The organism is Vibrio sp. nBUS_14 (assembly GCF_051201655.1).
In the GTDB taxonomy this organism is placed as follows: Bacteria; Pseudomonadota; Gammaproteobacteria; order Enterobacterales; family Vibrionaceae; genus Vibrio.
Genome location: NZ_CP179206.1, coordinates 3,199,808 through 3,217,629 on the forward strand (window position 1 = coordinate 3,199,808; position 17,822 = coordinate 3,217,629).

19 protein-coding genes are annotated in these 17,822 nt (G+C 44.7%); 13 read left to right on the forward strand and 6 right to left on the reverse strand.

The window, feature by feature from the left end; genetic code table 11:
• Window positions 1–71: 71 nt before the first annotated feature.
• From fbaA to epd, 3 genes are all read right to left on the reverse strand, one after another.
• A complete protein-coding gene (fbaA, locus tag ACMAZD_RS14980; protein WP_435247798.1) occupies window positions 72–1,148 on the reverse strand; it encodes a class II fructose-bisphosphate aldolase in 1,077 nt (358 codons plus the stop codon).
• A 155-nt stretch (window positions 1,149–1,303) separates the two neighbouring features.
• A complete protein-coding gene (locus ACMAZD_RS14985; protein WP_435247799.1) occupies window positions 1,304–2,467 on the reverse strand; it encodes a phosphoglycerate kinase in 1,164 nt (387 codons plus the stop codon).
• A gap of 166 nt (window positions 2,468–2,633) precedes the next feature.
• Complete coding sequence (gene epd, locus ACMAZD_RS14990) at window positions 2,634–3,683, reverse strand: erythrose-4-phosphate dehydrogenase (protein ID WP_239716672.1); 1,050 nt, start codon at window positions 3,681–3,683, stop codon at window positions 2,634–2,636.
• 198 nt (window positions 3,684–3,881) lie between these two features.
• Between epd and ACMAZD_RS14995 the strand changes: the two genes are divergently transcribed.
• On the forward strand, window positions 3,882–4,118 hold the full coding sequence (locus tag ACMAZD_RS14995; protein WP_435247800.1) for a hypothetical protein: 237 nt from the start codon (window positions 3,882–3,884) through the stop codon (window positions 4,116–4,118).
• 94 nt (window positions 4,119–4,212) lie between these two features.
• On the opposite strand, the gene tkt is transcribed toward ACMAZD_RS14995, so the two are convergent.
• Complete coding sequence (gene tkt / locus ACMAZD_RS15000; RefSeq protein WP_435247801.1) at window positions 4,213–6,207, reverse strand: transketolase; 1,995 nt, start codon at window positions 6,205–6,207, stop codon at window positions 4,213–4,215.
• Between tkt and ACMAZD_RS15005 the strand changes: the two genes are divergently transcribed.
• From ACMAZD_RS15005 to ruvX, 9 genes are all read left to right on the forward strand, one after another.
• Window positions 6,206–6,463 (forward strand): hypothetical protein, encoded by a 258-nt coding sequence (locus ACMAZD_RS15005; protein ID WP_435247802.1) that lies wholly within the window; start codon window positions 6,206–6,208, stop codon window positions 6,461–6,463. The genes tkt and ACMAZD_RS15005 overlap by 2 nt on opposite strands.
• A 119-nt stretch (window positions 6,464–6,582) precedes the next feature.
• Window positions 6,583–7,737, forward strand: a complete 1,155-nt coding sequence (gene metK, locus ACMAZD_RS15010; protein ID WP_435247803.1) for a methionine adenosyltransferase — start codon at window positions 6,583–6,585, stop codon at window positions 7,735–7,737.
• A gap of 368 nt (window positions 7,738–8,105) precedes the next feature.
• On the forward strand, window positions 8,106–8,903 hold the full coding sequence (locus ACMAZD_RS15015; protein WP_435247804.1) for a DUF2189 domain-containing protein: 798 nt from the start codon (window positions 8,106–8,108) through the stop codon (window positions 8,901–8,903).
• Between the two features lie 78 nt (window positions 8,904–8,981).
• On the forward strand, window positions 8,982–9,482 hold the full coding sequence (locus ACMAZD_RS15020; protein WP_435247805.1) for a SprT family zinc-dependent metalloprotease: 501 nt from the start codon (window positions 8,982–8,984) through the stop codon (window positions 9,480–9,482).
• Between the two features lie 97 nt (window positions 9,483–9,579).
• Complete coding sequence (locus ACMAZD_RS15025; protein WP_435247806.1) at window positions 9,580–10,311, forward strand: endonuclease; 732 nt, start codon at window positions 9,580–9,582, stop codon at window positions 10,309–10,311.
• Between the two features lie 159 nt (window positions 10,312–10,470).
• Window positions 10,471–11,202 carry a 16S rRNA (uracil(1498)-N(3))-methyltransferase gene (gene rsmE / locus ACMAZD_RS15030; RefSeq protein ID WP_435247807.1) on the forward strand — a complete coding sequence of 244 codons (732 nt, stop codon included), beginning with the start codon at window positions 10,471–10,473 and terminating at the stop codon, window positions 11,200–11,202.
• A gap of 9 nt (window positions 11,203–11,211) precedes the next feature.
• The gene (gene gshB / locus ACMAZD_RS15035) at window positions 11,212–12,162 is read left to right on the forward strand and encodes a glutathione synthase (RefSeq protein ID WP_004735482.1); all 951 of its coding nucleotides are present in this window, start codon (window positions 11,212–11,214) and stop codon (window positions 12,160–12,162) included.
• 109 nt (window positions 12,163–12,271) lie between these two features.
• A complete protein-coding gene (locus tag ACMAZD_RS15040) occupies window positions 12,272–12,835 on the forward strand; it encodes a YqgE/AlgH family protein (protein WP_435247808.1) in 564 nt (187 codons plus the stop codon).
• Between the two features lie 46 nt (window positions 12,836–12,881).
• The gene (gene ruvX / locus ACMAZD_RS15045; protein WP_435247809.1) at window positions 12,882–13,304 is read left to right on the forward strand and encodes a Holliday junction resolvase RuvX; all 423 of its coding nucleotides are present in this window, start codon (window positions 12,882–12,884) and stop codon (window positions 13,302–13,304) included.
• 81 nt (window positions 13,305–13,385) lie between these two features.
• Here ruvX and ACMAZD_RS15050 read toward each other — a convergent pair whose 3' ends face one another.
• Both ACMAZD_RS15050 and ACMAZD_RS15055 read right to left on the reverse strand, forming a co-directional pair.
• Window positions 13,386–14,495 (reverse strand): PilT/PilU family type 4a pilus ATPase, encoded by a 1,110-nt coding sequence (locus ACMAZD_RS15050; RefSeq protein ID WP_435247810.1) that lies wholly within the window; start codon window positions 14,493–14,495, stop codon window positions 13,386–13,388.
• 14 nt (window positions 14,496–14,509) lie between these two features.
• A complete protein-coding gene (locus ACMAZD_RS15055) occupies window positions 14,510–15,547 on the reverse strand; it encodes a type IV pilus twitching motility protein PilT (RefSeq protein ID WP_004735478.1) in 1,038 nt (345 codons plus the stop codon).
• 26 nt (window positions 15,548–15,573) lie between these two features.
• On the opposite strand from ACMAZD_RS15055, the gene ACMAZD_RS15060 reads away from it, so the two are divergent.
• From ACMAZD_RS15060 to ACMAZD_RS15070, 3 genes are all read left to right on the forward strand, one after another.
• Window positions 15,574–16,278 carry a YggS family pyridoxal phosphate-dependent enzyme gene (locus ACMAZD_RS15060; RefSeq protein WP_435247811.1) on the forward strand — a complete coding sequence of 235 codons (705 nt, stop codon included), beginning with the start codon at window positions 15,574–15,576 and terminating at the stop codon, window positions 16,276–16,278.
• Between the two features lie 84 nt (window positions 16,279–16,362).
• A complete protein-coding gene (proC, locus tag ACMAZD_RS15065; RefSeq protein WP_435247812.1) occupies window positions 16,363–17,181 on the forward strand; it encodes a pyrroline-5-carboxylate reductase in 819 nt (272 codons plus the stop codon).
• Between the two features lie 75 nt (window positions 17,182–17,256).
• A complete protein-coding gene (locus tag ACMAZD_RS15070) occupies window positions 17,257–17,814 on the forward strand; it encodes a YggT family protein (RefSeq protein WP_004735475.1) in 558 nt (185 codons plus the stop codon).
• Window positions 17,815–17,822: the final 8 nt, after the last annotated feature.

A 17,822-nucleotide genomic window follows, 5' to 3' on the forward strand; every position in this document is an offset into this window, starting at 1 on the left:
TTTTTATCAGACATAAAAAAACCCGCTCAATGAGCGGGTTTTTAAAACTTAAGAGTGCTTAATTCAAAGAATTATAGTACGTCTACAGCGTTAAGGTCAGCAAATGCTTTCTCTAGACGAGCAACCATTGAAGCTTGACCAGCACGTAGCCATACGCGTGGATCGTAGTACTTCTTGTTTGGAGCAGCTTCGCCAGTTGGGTTACCGATTTGACCTTGTAGGAAATCGAAGTTGTCAGCAGAGTACTGACGGATACCGTCCCAAGTTGCCCACTGTGTATCAGTATCGATGTTCATTTTGATAACACCGTAGCCGATAGACTCTTGGATTTCTGCTTCAGAAGAACCAGAACCACCGTGGAATACGAAGTTTAGAGCGTTAGGATCAATACCGAACTTCTCTGCACAGTATGCTTGAGAATCACGTAGGATAGTTGGAGTAAGTACAACGTTACCAGCTTGGTAAACACCGTGTACGTTACCGAAAGAAGCAGCGATAGTGAAACGTGGGCTAACAGCCATTAGTTTCTCGTATGCGTATGCTACGTCTTCAGGAGAAGTGTAAAGCTCAGATGCATCCATATCAGAGTTATCTACGCCGTCTTCTTCACCACCAGTACAACCAAGTTCGATCTCGATTGTCATGTTCATTTTAGCCATGCGCTCTAGGTACTTAGCACATGTTTCGATGTTCTCTTCTAGAGACTCTTCAGAAAGGTCTAGCATGTGAGAAGAGAATAGAGGCTTACCGGTTTGTGCGAAGAACTCTTCACCAGCGTCTAGTAGACCGTCGATCCATGGAAGAAGTTTCTTAGCAGCGTGGTCAGTATGTAGAATAACTGGAACACCGTAAGCTTCAGCTACAGCGTGTACGTATTTTGCACCAGCTACTGCGCCAAGAACTTGTGCGCCTTGACCTTCAAGTTTAACGCCTTTACCTGCGAAGAATGCAGCGCCACCGTTAGAGAACTGAACAACTACTGGAGCTTTAACTTTAGCAGCGGCTTCTAGTACTGCGTTTACAGAGTCAGTACCAACAACGTTTACAGCAGGAAGAGCAAATTTGTTTTCTTTTGCTACTTCAAATACTTTCTGTACGTCATCGCCAGAAATCACACCAGGTTTTACAAAATCGAAGATCTTAGACATGGAAATAGTCCTATTTATTCTATCGTTTTAAGATTAAAAAACTTAAGTTCAAAAACTTGCAATCGTTTGCTCACAACTTACACCATTCTAGCAAAAAAGTGTGATATGCAGCAAATGTTAAAAGGCGAGATTCGTATCTCGCCTTTCTAAATCAATTATGCTTTAGCGCGCTCTTCAAGCATTGCTACTGCAGGAAGTACTTTACCTTCAACGAACTCAAGGAAAGCGCCACCGCCAGTAGAGATGTAAGAAACGTCAGCTTTGATACCGAACTTGTCGATGGCTGCTAGCGTGTCGCCACCACCTGCTACAGAGAAGCCTACAGACTCAGCGATTGCTTTAGAGATACCAGCGGTACCCGCTTCGAAGTTTTTGAATTCGAATACGCCTACAGGGCCGTTCCAAAGGATAGTTTTAGCGTTGCCGATGATTTCAGCTAGTGCAGCAGTTGAATCTGGGCCAAGGTCGAAGATCATATCGTCGTCTTGAACTTCAGAAACGTGCTTGATTTCAGCTTCTGCGTTTTCGTCGAATGCTTTAGCACACGCAACATCAGTTGCTACTGGGATAGCACACTCTTTCATTAGTTTTTGAGCCGTTTCAACTAGGTCAGCTTCGTATAGAGACTTACCTACGTTGTGGCCTTCAGCAGCGATGAATGTGTTCGCGATACCGCCACCAACAACAAGTTGGTCAGCGATTTTAGATAGGGACTCAAGAACTGTTAGCTTGGTAGACACTTTAGAACCACCAACGATCGCAACTAGCGGACGCTCTGGGTTGTCCATTGCTTTACCAAGAGCTTCAAGCTCAGCAGCAAGAAGAGGACCAGCACATGCTACAGGAGCGTGAGTACCAACACCGTGAGTAGATGCTTGTGCACGGTGAGCTGTACCGAATGCGTCCATCACGAAGATGTCACATAGCGCAGCGTACTGCTTAGAAAGTGCTTCTTCGTTCTTCTTCTCACCTTCGTTGAAACGAACGTTTTCAAGAACAACCAGTTCACCAGCGTTTAGCTCTAGGCCATTTAGGTAATCTTTAGCTAGTTTAACTTCGCAGTCTAGTGCATCGTTTAGGTAGTTAACTACAGGAGCTAGAGAGAATTCTTCGTTGTATTCGCCTTCAGTAGGACGACCAAGGTGAGAAGTAACCATAACTTTTGCGCCAGCTTCTAGGCAAAGTTTGATAGTTGGTAGAGATGCTAGGATACGTGCATCTGAAGTTACTTTACCGTCTTTTACTGGTACGTTTAGGTCAGCACGGATAAATACGCGTTTACCTGCAAGTTCCAGGTCAGTCATCTTGATCACAGACATGATTTGTCCTCTCAAATTTAAATAAAAATAAAGTTTTGGAAACTCAGCAACCCTGCTAAGCCTATAAATTATTCAACTGGTAATTCTTTAACTACTAGTAATATGTGGACACTTAGAATTTATTTCAAGCTAAAAAATAAATAATCCGCACATTTGCTTCTAGGTCTTACTTCTTGCCTTCAGAAGCTTGCATTGCGAGAACCGTATCCAGCATTCGGTTCGCAAAGCCCCATTCATTGTCACACCACACTAGCATTTTTACTAAGTGGCCGTTGCTCACTCGAGTTTGTGAACCATCAACAATTGCGCTATGAGGATCGTGATTAAAGTCGATGGAAACGAGCGGTGCTTCAGTATAGTCAACTATATTGTGTAATGTACACTGGGATGCATTAACAATGGTTTGATTTACGTCATTAACTTTCACATTTGCATTAATTGTGACACTTAAATCCATCGCAGTGACGTTTACCGTCGGCACACGCACAGATATCGCTTCAAATTTGTTGGAAAATTTCGGGAAGATTCTTTCAATACCTTTATGCAATTTGGTATCGACAGGAATGATGGATTGGCTTGCAGCTCGAGTACGGCGAAGGTCGCTGTGGTACGCATCGATCACTTGCTGATCATTCATTGAAGAGTGAATCGTTGTGATAGTACCGGACTCGATGCCAAAGGCATCATCAAGAACCTTAATGATAGGAACAATACAGTTGGTGGTGCATGAACCGTTGGAAACGATTCGATGGTCAGCTTCGATGGTATCGTGATTCACGCCATAGATAATGGTGTTATCAAGGTCGTTAGCACCTGGATGTGAAAACAGCACCTTTTTCGCCCCAGCAGCAATGTGTGCTAGACCGTCAGCTCGGCAACCGTAAACACCGGTACAGTCGAGTACAATATCCACCTCAAGATCACGCCAAGGCAACAACTCGATATCAGCGAGGTGCAAGATACGAATTGTATCGAACTCTCCTTTGTCTTCAGCACCAATACCATGATGAACATAGATGTGCTCTTGATCGTTAGAGATTTTCTTGCCGAAACGGCCGTGACTGGTGTCGTATTGCAATAGGTGAGCCATAGCGTCAGGCTGAGCAAGCTCATTGACAGCTACTACTTTGATTTGTTGGCTTTTGCCACTTTCATAGACAGCGCGTAATACATTACGCCCTATTCGTCCAAATCCGTTTATCGCGACTTTTAGCATAGTTCCGCACATCTAACCAAAATTTCGTGCAACAGATAATAACTTAATCTGAGGTAAAACGCATTAATTGAGTGGACAGAGATGAAAGCCCACAGGATGCATCTTGACTCATATCTGGGCGATATATATAGTCATTATGAATAAATTATTTTCTATTGGCTGTTTCTTACCTACTTTTACCAACCAAAGGAAATGATTATGTCTGGATACCCAGCAAACCACTTTTGTAAACAATGCGAACAAAAAACACCGCATAGTGAAATGCTTGTAAGAAAAACCAGCAACTACGACACAGACACTTCTCTGTTAGGTAGGATCAGACTTTTTGCTCATACCGTTATTAATGGTGGCCAATACTATGACATGGACAGATACGTCACCTGTAAGGTATGCGGTAACAAAGAGAAGGATAATTGGGGCAAGGAGTTTGACTAAACAATTGCTCTTAGCTTAAACGCACAAAAAACCGAGCTCAACGCTCGGTTTTTTTGTTTCATTTCACTGTTAGTACAAGGCTAGCAATCAATGATTAAGCAAGAAGCTCTTTCGCTGTGTTTACTACATTTTCAGTAGTGAAACCGAACATCTTGAATAGCTCGCCTGCTGGTGCAGATTCGCCAAACGTTGTCATGCCGATAATCTTGCCACCGAAGCCAACGTACTTGTACCAGAAGTCAGCGATGCCAGCTTCTACTGCGATACGCGCTGTAACGTCAGATGGAAGTACAGACTCGCGGTATTCAGCGTCTTGCTTGTCGAATGCGTCAGTTGCAGGCATAGATACTACGCGTACTGCTTTGCCTTCAGCGGTTAGTTGTACAGCAGCTTCAACTGCAAGCTCAACTTCAGAACCTGTTGCAATGATGATTAGCTCTGGCTTGCCTTCACAGTCTTTCAGGATGTAACCACCCTTAGCGATGTTAGCTACTTGCTCAGCGTTACGATCTTGTTGTGCAAGGTTTTGACGAGAGAAGATTAAAGATGAAGGACCATCTTTACGCTCAATAGCCAGCTTCCAAGCCACTGCTGATTCAACTTGGTCACATGGGCGCCATGTGCTCATGTTTGGCGTCAGACGTAGAGATGCGATCTGCTCAACCGGTTGGTGAGTAGGACCATCTTCGCCTAGGCCGATAGAGTCGTGCGTGTAAACTTGGATGTTCTGAACTTTCATCAGAGCAGCCATACGCATTGCGTTACGAGCGTATTCCATGAACATTAGGAACGTTGCGCCGTATGGCACGAAACCACCGTGCAGAGCGATACCGTTCATGATAGCCGTCATACCGAATTCACGTACACCGTAGTGGATGTAGTTACCAGAGAAGTCAGTTGCTTCAAGAGACTTAGAACCAGACCACATAGTTAGGTTAGAAGGCGCAAGGTCAGCAGAGCCGCCCATGAATTCTGGAAGCATTTGACCAAACGCTTCTAGTGCGTTTTGAGATGCTTTACGTGAAGCGATGTTGGCTGGGTTAGCTTGAAGATCAGTAATGATTGCATTTGCTTTTTCTTCCCACTCAGCTGGAAGTTCACCGTTAGTACGACGTTTGAACTCTGCTGCTAGCTCTGGGTAAGCAGCTGCGTATGCATCAAACTTAGCATTCCATGCCGCCTCTTTCATTGCGCCTGCTTCTTTCGCATTCCACTCAGCTGCAATATCAGCTGGGATTTCGAAAGGACCGTGTTCCCAACCCAATGCTGCTTTAGTTGCTGTGATTTCATCAGCGCCTAGTGGAGCACCGTGACAGTCGTGCGTACCCGCTTTGTTTGGAGAACCAAAACCAATGATAGTTTTAGTACAGATAAGCGTTGGACGAGGATCCGCTTTAGCCGCTTCAATAGCCGTGTTGATAGCGTCAGCATCGTGGCCATCTACCGCTGGGATTACATGCCAGCCGTATGCTTCAAAACGCTTTGGTGTATCGTCAGAGAACCAACCTTCAACTTCACCATCGATAGAGATACCGTTGTCATCCCAGAAAGCAACCAGCTTACCAAGACCTAGCGTACCTGCTAGCGAACATGCTTCGTGAGAGATACCTTCCATCAGACAGCCATCACCCATGAATGCATAAGTGTAGTGGTCTACGATGTCGTGGCCTTCTTTGTTGAACTGTGCAGACAGTGCTTTCTCAGCCATTGCCATACCAACAGCGTTAGTGATGCCTTGACCTAAAGGACCAGTTGTTGTCTCGATACCAGGAGCGTAGCCGTACTCTGGGTGACCTGGAGTCTTAGAATGCAGTTGACGGAAGTTTTTAAGGTCTTCAATTGAAAGCTCGTAACCTGCAAGGTGAAGCAGAGAGTAAATCAGCATTGAACCATGGCCGTTAGATAGAATAAAACGGTCGCGGTCAGCCCACTCTGGGTTTGCAGGGTTGTGGTTCAAGTGGCCACGCCAAAGAACTTCAGCGATGTCAGCCATGCCCATAGGTGCACCTGGGTGGCCTGAATTTGCTTGTTGAACACCATCCATGCTGAGTGCGCGAATTGCATTGGCTAGATCTTTACGAGAAGGCATGTCTGCTCCTGAGTACATAAGCGATTTAAAAAAGATTGATGCTAAAATTTTCATTTTTATTAGCGCGGGTATTCTCTCAAACGACTTTAGCGACTGCAAACGTTTTACTGGCATTTTAACGGTCATTTTTCGCAATTTTCGAACATTTACATCACTTAGGAATGCCTTATCTCGACCGATACGCAAACGTTTAGTTATGACATATCATAAAAAAGAGCTTGTAATTCGACCGCTGGAATTTAGAATAGCCGTCTAGATGTAGAAACACCTACGAAATATACTGTATTTAATGGCGGCGCTTTCTAGCTTGCGACGCCTGAAATTATTTGCATTTAACTATTTGCAACTAAAAACTAAACTAAAAGTGGAGCTCTCATGGCTAAGCACCTATTCACTTCTGAATCTGTTTCAGAAGGCCATCCAGATAAAATTGCAGACCAAATCTCTGATGCTGTTCTTGATGCCATTTTGGAACAAGATCCAAAAGCACGTGTTGCTTGTGAGACTTACGTAAAAACCGGCATGGTTATGGTTGGCGGTGAAGTAACAACGTCTGCATGGGTTGATATCGAAGAAATCACTCGTGAAACAGTACGTGAAATTGGTTACGTTCATTCTGATATGGGCTTTGACGCTGACTCTTGTGCTGTACTAAACACAATTGGTAAGCAGTCTCCAGACATCAACCAAGGTGTTGATAAAGCAGACCCTAAAGAGCAAGGCGCAGGCGACCAAGGCATCATGTTTGGTTACGCGACTAACGAAACACCAATCCTAATGCCAGCTCCAATTACTTACTCTCACCTTCTTGTTAAGAAGCAAGCTGAAGTACGTAAGAGCGGTAAGCTTGACTTCCTTCGCCCAGATGCGAAATCCCAAGTTACGTTCCAATACGACCAAGGTAAAATCGTTGGTATCGATGCTGTTGTTCTTTCTACTCAACACTGTGATTCAGTAACAACACCTGACCTACGTGAAGCGGTAATGGAAGAGATCATCAAGCCAGTACTTCCTACTGAGTGGATCAACAAAGATACTAACTTCTTCATCAACCCAACCGGCCGTTTTGTAATCGGTGGCCCAATGGGTGACTGTGGTCTAACAGGCCGTAAGATCATTGTTGATACCTATGGCGGCGCAGCTCGTCACGGTGGCGGTGCATTCTCTGGTAAAGATCCATCAAAAGTTGACCGTTCTGCAGCTTACGCAGCGCGTTACGTTGCGAAAAACATCGTTGCTGCTGGCATGGCTGACCGTTGTGAGATTCAACTGTCTTACGCTATCGGTGTTGCAGATCCAACATCTATCATGGTTGAAACGTTTGGTACTGAGAAAGTAGCTCACGAAATCATCATTGAAGCCGTTCGTCAAAACTTCGACCTACGTCCATACGGCCTTCAAGAGATGCTGAACCTTCTTCAACCTATCTACAAGCAGACTGCTGCATACGGCCACTTCGGTCGTGAAGAATTCCCTTGGGAAGCGACTGACAAAGCAGCAATCCTTGCGGACTTCGCTGGCCTAAAATAATTTAGCTACTGCTATTTATTTCTTTAAAGCCCTTACTGCTTAGTAAGGGCTTTATTTTTATGCACTTACCAAACCTTTCCTTACTAGAACACCCTGCCCAAGTCTTCTTTACCGTTAACCACTTAGTATAAAAACTCACCGATAATTTGTGTTTTCGAACACTACTGACAATAGTTAAGGTAGCTCCTAAGAGATCAAGCTCACATTTAACTCAAAGTAATTCAGTCTGATAGCTCTCGTTAAATGCACGCTAGAACAGTAACTGGGACGAAAAAGAGCATTTTAGCTCAACACCATAATCCTCATATGATCGCAAATACTGAGCTTTATGGAACTATAACTAGGACGTTATTTAACTAGGGGGATATATGCCTCGTACTGTACACCCATCCGAACTGAACGATAAGAAACACAAGGTCAGCGATCAGGATTATGCTCGCACCATTCCTTGTAACCAAGTAAGCATATCAGCCCCATTCCATTGGTTATCGCTTGCACTGTATGACTTAGTGAAAATGCCATTAATCAGCGCATTTTACGGTTTGTGCTTCATGGCTGCGGCCATCGCCATCGTGCAACTAGTGCAATGGCAAGGAACACACCTAGTCATCATGCCAAGCTTGATAGTCTATATGTTGATAGGTCCATTCCTTGCTTTGGGTTTATACGATGCGAGCTGGGAAAGAGAGAAAGGACATTCCCCAAGCTTGTTCCACTCAATGAAAGCAATTACTCGCAACTCCACCCACCAATGGGCCTTTGCGATTGTGTTAATGGTTGCAATGATCTTTTGGATGCGGATTGCTGCGTTATTGCATGCACTCTACCCTTCCGTACAAGGCGCACCATTAAGCGAGTTTGCACCATTCCTGATGACGGGTTCGGTGATTGGGTTGGTTATCGCGAGCCTGATATTTAGCATCTCAGCATTTTCGATTCCATTGATGATGGAAAGACGTGTAGATGTAATGAGTGCCATTTTTACTAGCTTCAACGCTGTTAAATCAAACATCCCTGCGATGGTCGTTTGGGCGGGTATCATTGGTACAGGTATCTTAGTCGGCTTCGCGACCTACGGTGTGGGTATGATTGTCACGATGCCATTACTTGGCTACGGAACATGGCATGCTTACCACGAAGTCATAAAAAAGAAACATCACGTTTAAATCGTTTCACGATCGATGAGCAATGTTATGATGAGGCCTTAGCTTAAACGCTGAGGCTTTTTTTGGAGTTAACAACGCTTGTCTTACCCCCCTCAACAACATCGAGTAAATAAAAAACTGGGCGAATGCCTAGCTATTGCTAGTCAACATTTTTCTCGTGAATTTCCATGCCCAACCGTCACTTACAAGTTAAGAGGAAAGGCAGCGGGAAAAGCCTACCTCCAATTAAACGAGATAAAACTCAACCAAGTGCTATTCAGCGAAAATGAAGACGCCTTTATTAACGAAGTCGTGCCTCATGAACTCGCACATCTGATCACACATCAGGTCTTCGGACGAGTTAGGCCTCACGGGAATGAGTGGAAATACGTGATGGAAAAGGTATTCAATGTACCGGCCAAAACGACTCACAGCTTAGAAATTACCTCAGTGCAGGGTAAAACCTTTGAGTACCGCTGTGATTGCACCACTTACTCCTTGTCAATACGACGACACAACAAAGTCATCCGCAACCAATCAACTTATCGTTGCCAACAATGCCAACAAACCTTAGCTTTTACCGGTCTTCAATTGAGCTAACTCTTAAGCTCACAAAGTAACGAAAATAAATGTAATAGAGAGAACTAACATTTGAGTGATAGACTGTTGTTTATCATACTTTCATCAGTCTTCTTCTATGCAAAAAACCACTTCAAAAGCATTTAGCCTATCGGTGTATTTTTACCTATCAATAGTATTTGGCCTACTGGTAACCCAATGCGTTTTCGCCGCTCCACCAAGCTCTTTCTCCAAAGCAAAAAAAGAAGCCGTGAAGATTTATCTCGATCACCCGACTTCATTTTATTGTGGTTGTGATATTACTTGGAAAAACAAAAAGAAAGGTATCCCCGACCTCGATGGCTGTGGTTATCAAGTGAGAAAACAGCAAAAACGCGCTTCACGTATTGAGTGGGAACACGTAGTTCCAGCTTGGCAATTTGGCCACCAGCGTCAGTGCTGGCAGGATGGCGGACGTAAGAACTGTACTCGCAATGACAAAATATTCAAATCAATGGAAGCCGATCTTCACAACCTGACGCCAGCCATTGGTGAAGTAAATGGCGACCGTTCGAACTACAACTTCAGCCAGTGGAATGGAATGGATGGCGTGAGCTATGGCCAGTGTGAAATGCAGGTCAACTTCAAGCAGCGTAAAGTTATGCCGCCAGACAGAGCAAAAGGATCTATCGCTCGCACTTATCTTTATATGAGCCAAGAATATGGTTTTAAGCTATCTAAACAACAAAGCAACCTGATGATGGCGTGGAACAATCAGTTTCCTGTCGATAAGTGGGAATGTACTCGTGATGAGCGAATCTATGCGATCCAAGGTAATCACAACCCATTTGTTTTCCCTGCTTGTAAATAACACGACTCAGGCAACCAACATCTCCAATTGCCTCCATCTCAAACAAGAGTTTCAGAATTGCCTCTGAAACTCTCGCTCTACCCTTGTTTTTTCAACTAAAAGCATCCATGTTAGGCAGAGACAAAATACCCAAATGACACTATTTATAGGTTTACCAGCATGAGAATCCCTCGTATCCATCACCCAGAACGCATTCATCAGTTAGGTTCATTCGCTTTAGGCGAAGATGCCGCGGGTCATGTTGGTCGAGTCCTTCGTATGAAAGAAGGTCAAGATGTTCTTCTATTTGATGGCAGTGGCGCTGAATTCCCTGCGACAATTGCTGAAGTATCAAAAAAGAACGTCACAGTTAATGTTACTGAGCGTATCGAGCGTAGCAGCGAATCTCCGTTAGACTTACATTTAGGCCAAGTGATTTCACGTGGCGACAAAATGGAATTCACGATTCAGAAATCGGTTGAGCTTGGTGTGAACACCATTACCCCGCTGATTTCAGAGCGCTGTGGCGTTAAACTGGATACTAAACGCTTCGAGAAAAAGCTCGCGCAGTGGCAAAAGATTGCTATCGCAGCATGTGAACAATCTGGTCGCAATACGGTTCCGGTTATTCGCCCAATCATGCAACTTGAAGAGTGGTGCAGCGAACCGAGTGAAGCGTTGAAGCTAAACCTGCATCCTCGTGCAAAATACTCAATCAATACCCTTCCAGAACCCATCAGTAAGGTGCGCCTATTGATCGGTCCGGAAGGCGGACTGTCAGCTGAAGAAATCGGTATGACAGAACAATACAAATTTGAAGAGACGCTACTCGGCCCACGTGTACTTCGTACCGAGACAGCAGCTCTAACCGCAATTACTGCCTTACAAGTCCGTTTTGGCGATCTAGGCTAGGAGAAAAAAATGATCAAACTTGGCATCGTAATGGATCCAATTTCATCCATTAACATCAAAAAAGACTCTAGCTTTGCCATGATGCTTGAAGCTCAGCGTCGTGGTTACGAAATCCATTACATGGAAATGGATGATCTACATTTAGATCAAGGCGTAGCCATTGCTGACACTAAGGTTGTTGAACTAAAAGAAGATCCAAACGGTTGGTACGAATTCAAATCAGAACAAACTATCGCGCTATCCGATTTAGATGCGGTATTGATGCGTAAAGATCCTCCGTTTGATACTGAGTACATCTACGCAACTTATATTCTTGAGCGTGCTGAAGAGAACGGTGCACTGATCGTCAACAAGCCACAAAGCCTACGTGACTGTAACGAGAAGTTGTTCACGGCTTGGTTCCCTGAACTGACACCAACCACCATCGTGACTCGTAAAGCTGAAAAAATTAAAGCATTCCGAGAAGAGCACGGTGACGTGATCCTAAAACCACTTGATGGTATGGGTGGCGCATCTATCTTCCGTGTTAAGGAGGGAGATCCAAACGTATCAGTGATCATTGAAACCTTGACTAACCACGGTCAGAACTACGCAATGGCACAGACCTTTGTTCCAGACATCAGCAACGGTGACAAGCGTATTCTTGTGGTTGATGGTGAGCCAATGCCTTACTGCCTAGCGCGTATTCCGGCTAAAGGGGAAACTCGAGGCAACCTAGCGGCTGGCGGTACTGGTGAAGCTCGCCCTCTAAGTGAAACTGATTGGGCTATCGCACGAGCGGTTGCTCCAGCACTAAAAGAGAAAGGACTAATCTTCGTAGGACTTGACGTTATCGGTGACAAGCTAACTGAGATTAACGTGACGAGCCCAACTTGTATCCGTGAAATTGAAGCTGCTTTTGATATTTCAGTTACAGGTAAATTAATGGATGCAATCGAGCGTCGAGTTAACGCTAAATAGCCTAAACTTAAGAAAGTCTTAGCTATTCGCAAATATTTAGACACAGAATCAATGAGCGGCTTTACGCCGCTCTTCTTCCTTTACTGGGAACACACTGGCAGGAGGCTCTATGAATTTAACGAACCACTTTCTGGTCGCTATGCCCGGAATGAAAGATCCGTACTTTCAAAATTCGGTGATCTACCTTTGTGAGCACAATGACGAAGGCGCGATGGGTTTGATGATCAACGCACCTATCGATGTCACTGTCGGCACTATGCTCAAACGAGTTGAGGTTGATTCTGAGCAACCAAAATCCAACCAAGCAAGTCTTGATAAGCCCGTATTAAATGGTGGGCCTGTAGCAGAAGACCGCGGGTTTATTTTGCACAAACCTAAAGGCAGCTATCAGTCTAGCATTAATATGACGGACCAAATTTCGGTAACGACCTCAAAAGATATCTTGATGGTGTTAGGAACCGAAGATGAACCTATCAATTATCTGGTTGCACTTGGTTATTCTGGGTGGGAGCCTGGCCAGCTGGAGACTGAACTGACCGAGAATTCATGGCTAACCGTTGAGGCCGATCCAAAGGTCATCTTCGACACGCCAATCTCAGACCGCTGGAAAGTTGCGGTACAAATGTTAGGTATTAATGCTACTCAGCTTTCAGCAGACGCAGGCCATGCTTAACTCAACTCAATAAACACTCTCAAACACAGATAAATTTGGAAGCCCCATGTCACGAACAATTATGGCATTTGACTACGGTACGAAAAGTATCGGCAGCGCGATCGGACAAGAAATTACTGGCACAGCAAGTCCTTTAAAAGCCTTTAAAGCCAAAGATGGCATCCCAAATTGGGACGATATCGAGAAGCAAATTAAGGAATGGCAGCCAAATCTTATTGTGGTTGGCCTTCCTACCGACCTTCATGGTAAAGATCTAGCATCCATTACACCCAGAGCGAAGAAGTTCGCTAACCGTCTTAAAGGTCGCTTTGGTGTGGATGTTGAACTGCATGATGAAAGACTTTCTACGACAGAAGCAAGGGCCGACCTTTTTGAAATGGGTGGCTATAAAGCGCTAAGCAAAGGTAATGTCGATAACCAGTCTGCAGTCGTCATTTTAGAGAGCTGGTTTGAAGCACAATATTCTTAACGAAAATAATGACAATTGAATACGCATCTGCAAACGCCTGAGTTTTTAATCTTAGGCGTTCTTCTTTAGAGCCTATAGCTTCTACCCCATATCAATCTTAACGCCAGCCAACGCACCAGTTCCGTAGTCATCATCGCCACGTCTGGTTTTTAACATCAAGCGCAAATCATTAGCCGAGTCGGCACTGTGGAACGCACCCTCTTCGCTAATCTTGCCAGCAATGACCAGGTCATACAAAGCTTGGTCAAAAGTCTGCATCCCAATCTCTTTCGATTTCGCCATCGTTGCTTTTAGCTCATGTAACTCACCACGGCGAATCAAGTCAGACACTCGTGGGCTGTTGAGTAGAATCTCAAACACACCATGACGACCGCTGCCATTCTTATCTCGGATTAATTGCTGAGCGACCACACCACGTAGATTCATCGACAGATCAAACAAGAACTGTTCTTTTTGTTCCTTCGGTACCAAATGGAGAATACGTTCTAACGCTTGGTTAGCGTTATTAGCGTGCAAAGTTGCCATACACAAGTGACCCGTTTCAGCAAAGGTCATCGCGTATTCCATGGTTTCACGGCTACGGATTTCGCCAATCAAAATCATATCAGGTGCTTGGCGCAAAGAGTTCTTAAGCGCGACTTCATAGCTCTCGGTGTCTAGCCCAACCTCACGTTGAGTTACGATGCACTTTTTATGTTCGTGAACGAATTCAACCGGGTCTTCAACCGTCAATATATGCCCCGAGCGGTTGGTATTGCGATAACCCGTCATTGCAGCCATTGAGGTTGATTTACCAGAGCCCGTCGCCCCAACCACCAGCACAAGTCCACGCTTTGCGATTGAAAGGTCTTGCAGTACATCAGGAAGCTTTAGTTGCTCAAAGGTTGGGATGTTAGTCTCGATACGTCGAATGACTGCTCCAGGTAGCTCTCGTTGAAAGAATGCACTCACACGAAAACGACCAAAATCACGCACTATGGCAAAATTAGCCTCACGCGTTTGCTGATATTCATCACGTCGGTCTTGATTCATCATCGCGTCAAGCAACTGTGCGACCTGAGCCGAATTCAATTTCTCGCCTTGAGATCGCAGTTCACCATCCACACGAAACAGGATTGGCGCATCAACAGTGATATAAAGATCCGAAGCCTTTTGAGATAGCATCCCCTCAAGGATTTGATTCAATTCCATTTTGTTCACCTTGATTAAAACATTGAGGTTTCAATTTCGATCTTTTTCTCGACCTCTTCTGAATCAACCAAGCCTTGAGCCATCAGCTGCTTCGCATTTTGCTCCATGGTCTGCATACCATGTGCCGCGCCCGTTTGAATAATCGAATACATCTGCGCGACCTTGTCTTCACGAATCAAGTTTCTGATCGCAGGTGTCGCCATCATAATTTCATGACAAGCCACACGACCGCCACCAACACGCTTTAACAGCTTTTGGGCAATCACCGAACGTAACGATTCAGACAACATTGAACGCACCATGTCTTTGTCGCTACCTGGGAATACATCGATAATACGGTCTATGGTTTTTGCCGCAGAACTGGTATGCAAAGTACCAAAAACTAAGTGGCCTGTTTCTGCTGCGGTTAGCGCTAAGCTGATCGTCTCTTGGTCACGAAGCTCGCCAACAAGGATAACGTCTGGGTCTTCACGTAACGCACTGCGCAACGCCGCTTTGAAGCTATGAGTATCGCGATGCACTTCACGTTGGTTGATTAAGCATTTGTTGTTGGTATGAACAAATTCGATCGGGTCTTCAATCGTCAATATATGCTTATTATGGTTACGGTTAACGTAATCTACCATCGCAGCCAAAGTTGTCGACTTACCCGAACCCGTCGGCCCTGTCACCAAGACTAAACCTTTTTCGTAATTAGATATTCTTTCAAAGATCTCAGGAGCCCCTAGCTGTTCAAGGGTAGGAATCTCTACTGGAATGGTACGAAATACAGCAGAGCAGCCACGAGATTGGTTAAAAGCATTAACACGGAATCGACCAACGTTAGGTAATTCAAAAGAGAAGTCTACTTCCAGTTTTTCTTCAAACTCACCGCGTTGTGAATCACTCATGATCTCAAAAACCAAACGATGCACATCAGCATGACTCAAAGCTGGTATTCCAAGCTTCCTTACTTCACCATCTATACGTACCATTGGAGATACACCCGCAGAAAGATGTAGATCTGACGCGTTATGCTTTACACTAAAATCTAGTAACTCAGTGATATCCATTTATTTTCCCTTAAGTAAAGTCAGCTATGAGCAGTATTCAACAAAATATCGAACAAATCACCTCACAGATTCGTAGTGCTGAGCAAAAGTGCGGACGAGCTCCAGACTCCGTGCAACTTTTAGCCGTCAGTAAAACGAAACCTATTGATGCGATTCTAGAAGCCGCACTCGGAGGCCAAGTTGCCTTTGGTGAAAACTATGTTCAAGAAGGTGTCGATAAAGTAAAACACTTTTCAGAACAACATTCTAACCTAAATTTAGAATGGCATTTTATTGGCCCAATTCAATCCAATAAAACCCGCCCTATCGCAGAAAGCTTCCAGTGGGTGCATTCTGTCGATCGCGATAAAATCGCGCAAAGGCTTAATGATCAGCGACCAAACGAGCTTCCACCTCTACAAGTACTCATTCAAGTAAACACCAGTGGTGAAGATTCGAAGTCAGGAACGTCAGAAGAGACAGTTTTTGCACTCGCAGAGTTGATTTCGTCGCTCCCTAACCTCACCTTAAGAGGATTGATGTCGATTCCTGCAAACGTATCTGACTATCAATCACAGCTTAATGCATTTTCGCAACTGGCAGAGCTTAAAGACAAGCTAGCCGGGAAGTATCCAAACATCGATACCCTTTCGATGGGCATGAGTGGTGATATGGATGCGGCAGTTGAGGCTGGTAGCACAATGGTTCGTATTGGAACGGCTATTTTCGGTGCTCGTCATTACGCGAAATAGCAAATAGTCAGCGACCAAAAGTCGATGATAAGTATTGATACCGCTTCGCTTTAACTGCGCAGCGACACGCTCAGGATTTTATATATGGAACATAAGAACATCGCCTTTATTGGGGCGGGAAATATGGTTCGCTCAATTATAGCGGGCTTAGTGGCGAGTGGTTACCCAGCGCAAAAGGTTACTGCAACAGCACCTTCAGACACCAGAAGGCTGCCGTTAGAGCAAGAATACGGCATCAATACCACCAGCGATAATATTGCCGCAGTAGAGCAAGCAGACGTTGTGGTGTTATCAGTGAAACCACAAATGATGGCTGATGTATGTAAACCCTTACAAAGCATCGACTTTAGCAACAAACTGGTTATCTCAATTGCAGCGGGTATTAATGCGAATAGACTCAATGAGATGTTAAACTGCCAACTGAACCTGGTACGTGTGATGCCAAACACGCCATCACTGCTTGGTAAAGGGATGAGCGGCCTTTATGCTGATTCAACGGTCAGCCAAGATGATAAAGACTTTGCTTCTCAGCTAATGCAAGCCGTAGGTGAGGTAAGCTGGGTTGAACAAGAGTCTGGTATCAACAACATCATTGCGGCAGCGGGGAGTGCTCCGGCTTACTTCTTCCTGTTTATGGAAGCGATGCAAGCTGAAGCAATTAACCAAGGTTTTGACCAAGAAACCGCTCGTAAATTAGTGCAGCAATCTGCATTAGGCGCGGCAGAGATGGTAGTAGCAAATCCAAATACTGAATTATCAACACTGCGTGAGCAAGTAACTTCAAAAGGCGGAACGACCGCAGAAGCATTGCGAACGTTTAACGACCATCAACTATCAGACATCGTAGCGAAAGCCATGCAAGCGGCGGTTGCTCGAGCTGAAGAGATGGAAAAACTGTTTTAATACTCGTTACAGTACAAAAGCATTGTGTCGTTCGGGTTATACCTAGCGGCAAGTAAATCCGAAAAAGGAAACAATATGAATTCGATGAGCTTTCTGATCTCGACCGTTTTTGATCTTTACATCATGGTTGTGATCTTGCGTATCTGGCTACAAGCATCACGTGCAGATTTCTACAACCCATTCTCACAATTTATCGTAAAAGCGACACAACCGGTTGTTGCCCCACTACGCCGAGTGATTCCATCAATAGGCAGCCTTGACCTGGCGACTGTTGTTTTCGCTTACGTGCTGTGTGTACTTAAGTTCGTCGCCCTAAACTTGATTATCTCTGGAGGTGCGGCTGTATTTGATATCAGCTTCCTGATCTTTGGCGCACTATCTCTGCTCAAAGCGGCTGGTGGGTTAATTTTCTGGGTTCTGCTAATCCGTGCAATTCTGAGCTGGGTTAGCCAAGGCCGTAGCCCAATCGAATACGTATTCCATCAGTTAACAGAACCAATGTTAACGCCGATTCGCCGTATCCTTCCTGATATGGGTGGCTTCGACCTAAGTGTGCTCGTTCTGTTCATTGTTCTACAATTTGCGAACTTCCTAATGGGCGACATGATCGGTCCTATTTGGTATCAGCTATAATTCAAGCA

Excerpts from the sequence above, each read along its gene's own strand:
- proC (WP_435247812.1), top strand. The coding sequence starts at position 16,363 with ATGGAACATAAGAACATCGCCTTTATTGGGGCGGGAAATATGGTTCGC.
- rsmE (WP_435247807.1), top strand. The coding sequence starts at position 10,471 with ATGAGAATCCCTCGTATCCATCACCCAGAACGCATTCATCAGTTAGGT.
- gshB (WP_004735482.1), top strand. The coding sequence starts at position 11,212 with ATGATCAAACTTGGCATCGTAATGGATCCAATTTCATCCATTAACATC.
- ACMAZD_RS15015 (WP_435247804.1), top strand. The coding sequence starts at position 8,106 with ATGCCTCGTACTGTACACCCATCCGAACTGAACGATAAGAAACACAAG.
- ACMAZD_RS15040 (WP_435247808.1), top strand. The coding sequence starts at position 12,272 with ATGAATTTAACGAACCACTTTCTGGTCGCTATGCCCGGAATGAAAGAT.
- ACMAZD_RS15005 (WP_435247802.1), top strand. The coding sequence starts at position 6,206 with ATGTCTGCTCCTGAGTACATAAGCGATTTAAAAAAGATTGATGCTAAA.
- ACMAZD_RS15025 (WP_435247806.1), top strand. The coding sequence starts at position 9,580 with ATGCAAAAAACCACTTCAAAAGCATTTAGCCTATCGGTGTATTTTTAC.
- epd (WP_239716672.1), bottom strand. The coding sequence starts at position 3,683 with ATGCTAAAAGTCGCGATAAACGGATTTGGACGAATAGGGCGTAATGTA.
- fbaA (WP_435247798.1), bottom strand. The coding sequence starts at position 1,148 with ATGTCTAAGATCTTCGATTTTGTAAAACCTGGTGTGATTTCTGGCGAT.
- ACMAZD_RS15050 (WP_435247810.1), bottom strand. The coding sequence starts at position 14,495 with ATGGAATTGAATCAAATCCTTGAGGGGATGCTATCTCAAAAGGCTTCG.
- ACMAZD_RS15070 (WP_004735475.1), top strand. The coding sequence starts at position 17,257 with ATGAATTCGATGAGCTTTCTGATCTCGACCGTTTTTGATCTTTACATC.
- metK (WP_435247803.1), top strand. The coding sequence starts at position 6,583 with ATGGCTAAGCACCTATTCACTTCTGAATCTGTTTCAGAAGGCCATCCA.
- ACMAZD_RS14995 (WP_435247800.1), top strand. The coding sequence starts at position 3,882 with ATGTCTGGATACCCAGCAAACCACTTTTGTAAACAATGCGAACAAAAA.
- ACMAZD_RS15055 (WP_004735478.1), bottom strand. The coding sequence starts at position 15,547 with ATGGATATCACTGAGTTACTAGATTTTAGTGTAAAGCATAACGCGTCA.
- ACMAZD_RS15060 (WP_435247811.1), top strand. The coding sequence starts at position 15,574 with ATGAGCAGTATTCAACAAAATATCGAACAAATCACCTCACAGATTCGT.
- ruvX (WP_435247809.1), top strand. The coding sequence starts at position 12,882 with ATGTCACGAACAATTATGGCATTTGACTACGGTACGAAAAGTATCGGC.
- tkt (WP_435247801.1), bottom strand. The coding sequence starts at position 6,207 with ATGCCTTCTCGTAAAGATCTAGCCAATGCAATTCGCGCACTCAGCATG.
- ACMAZD_RS14985 (WP_435247799.1), bottom strand. The coding sequence starts at position 2,467 with ATGTCTGTGATCAAGATGACTGACCTGGAACTTGCAGGTAAACGCGTA.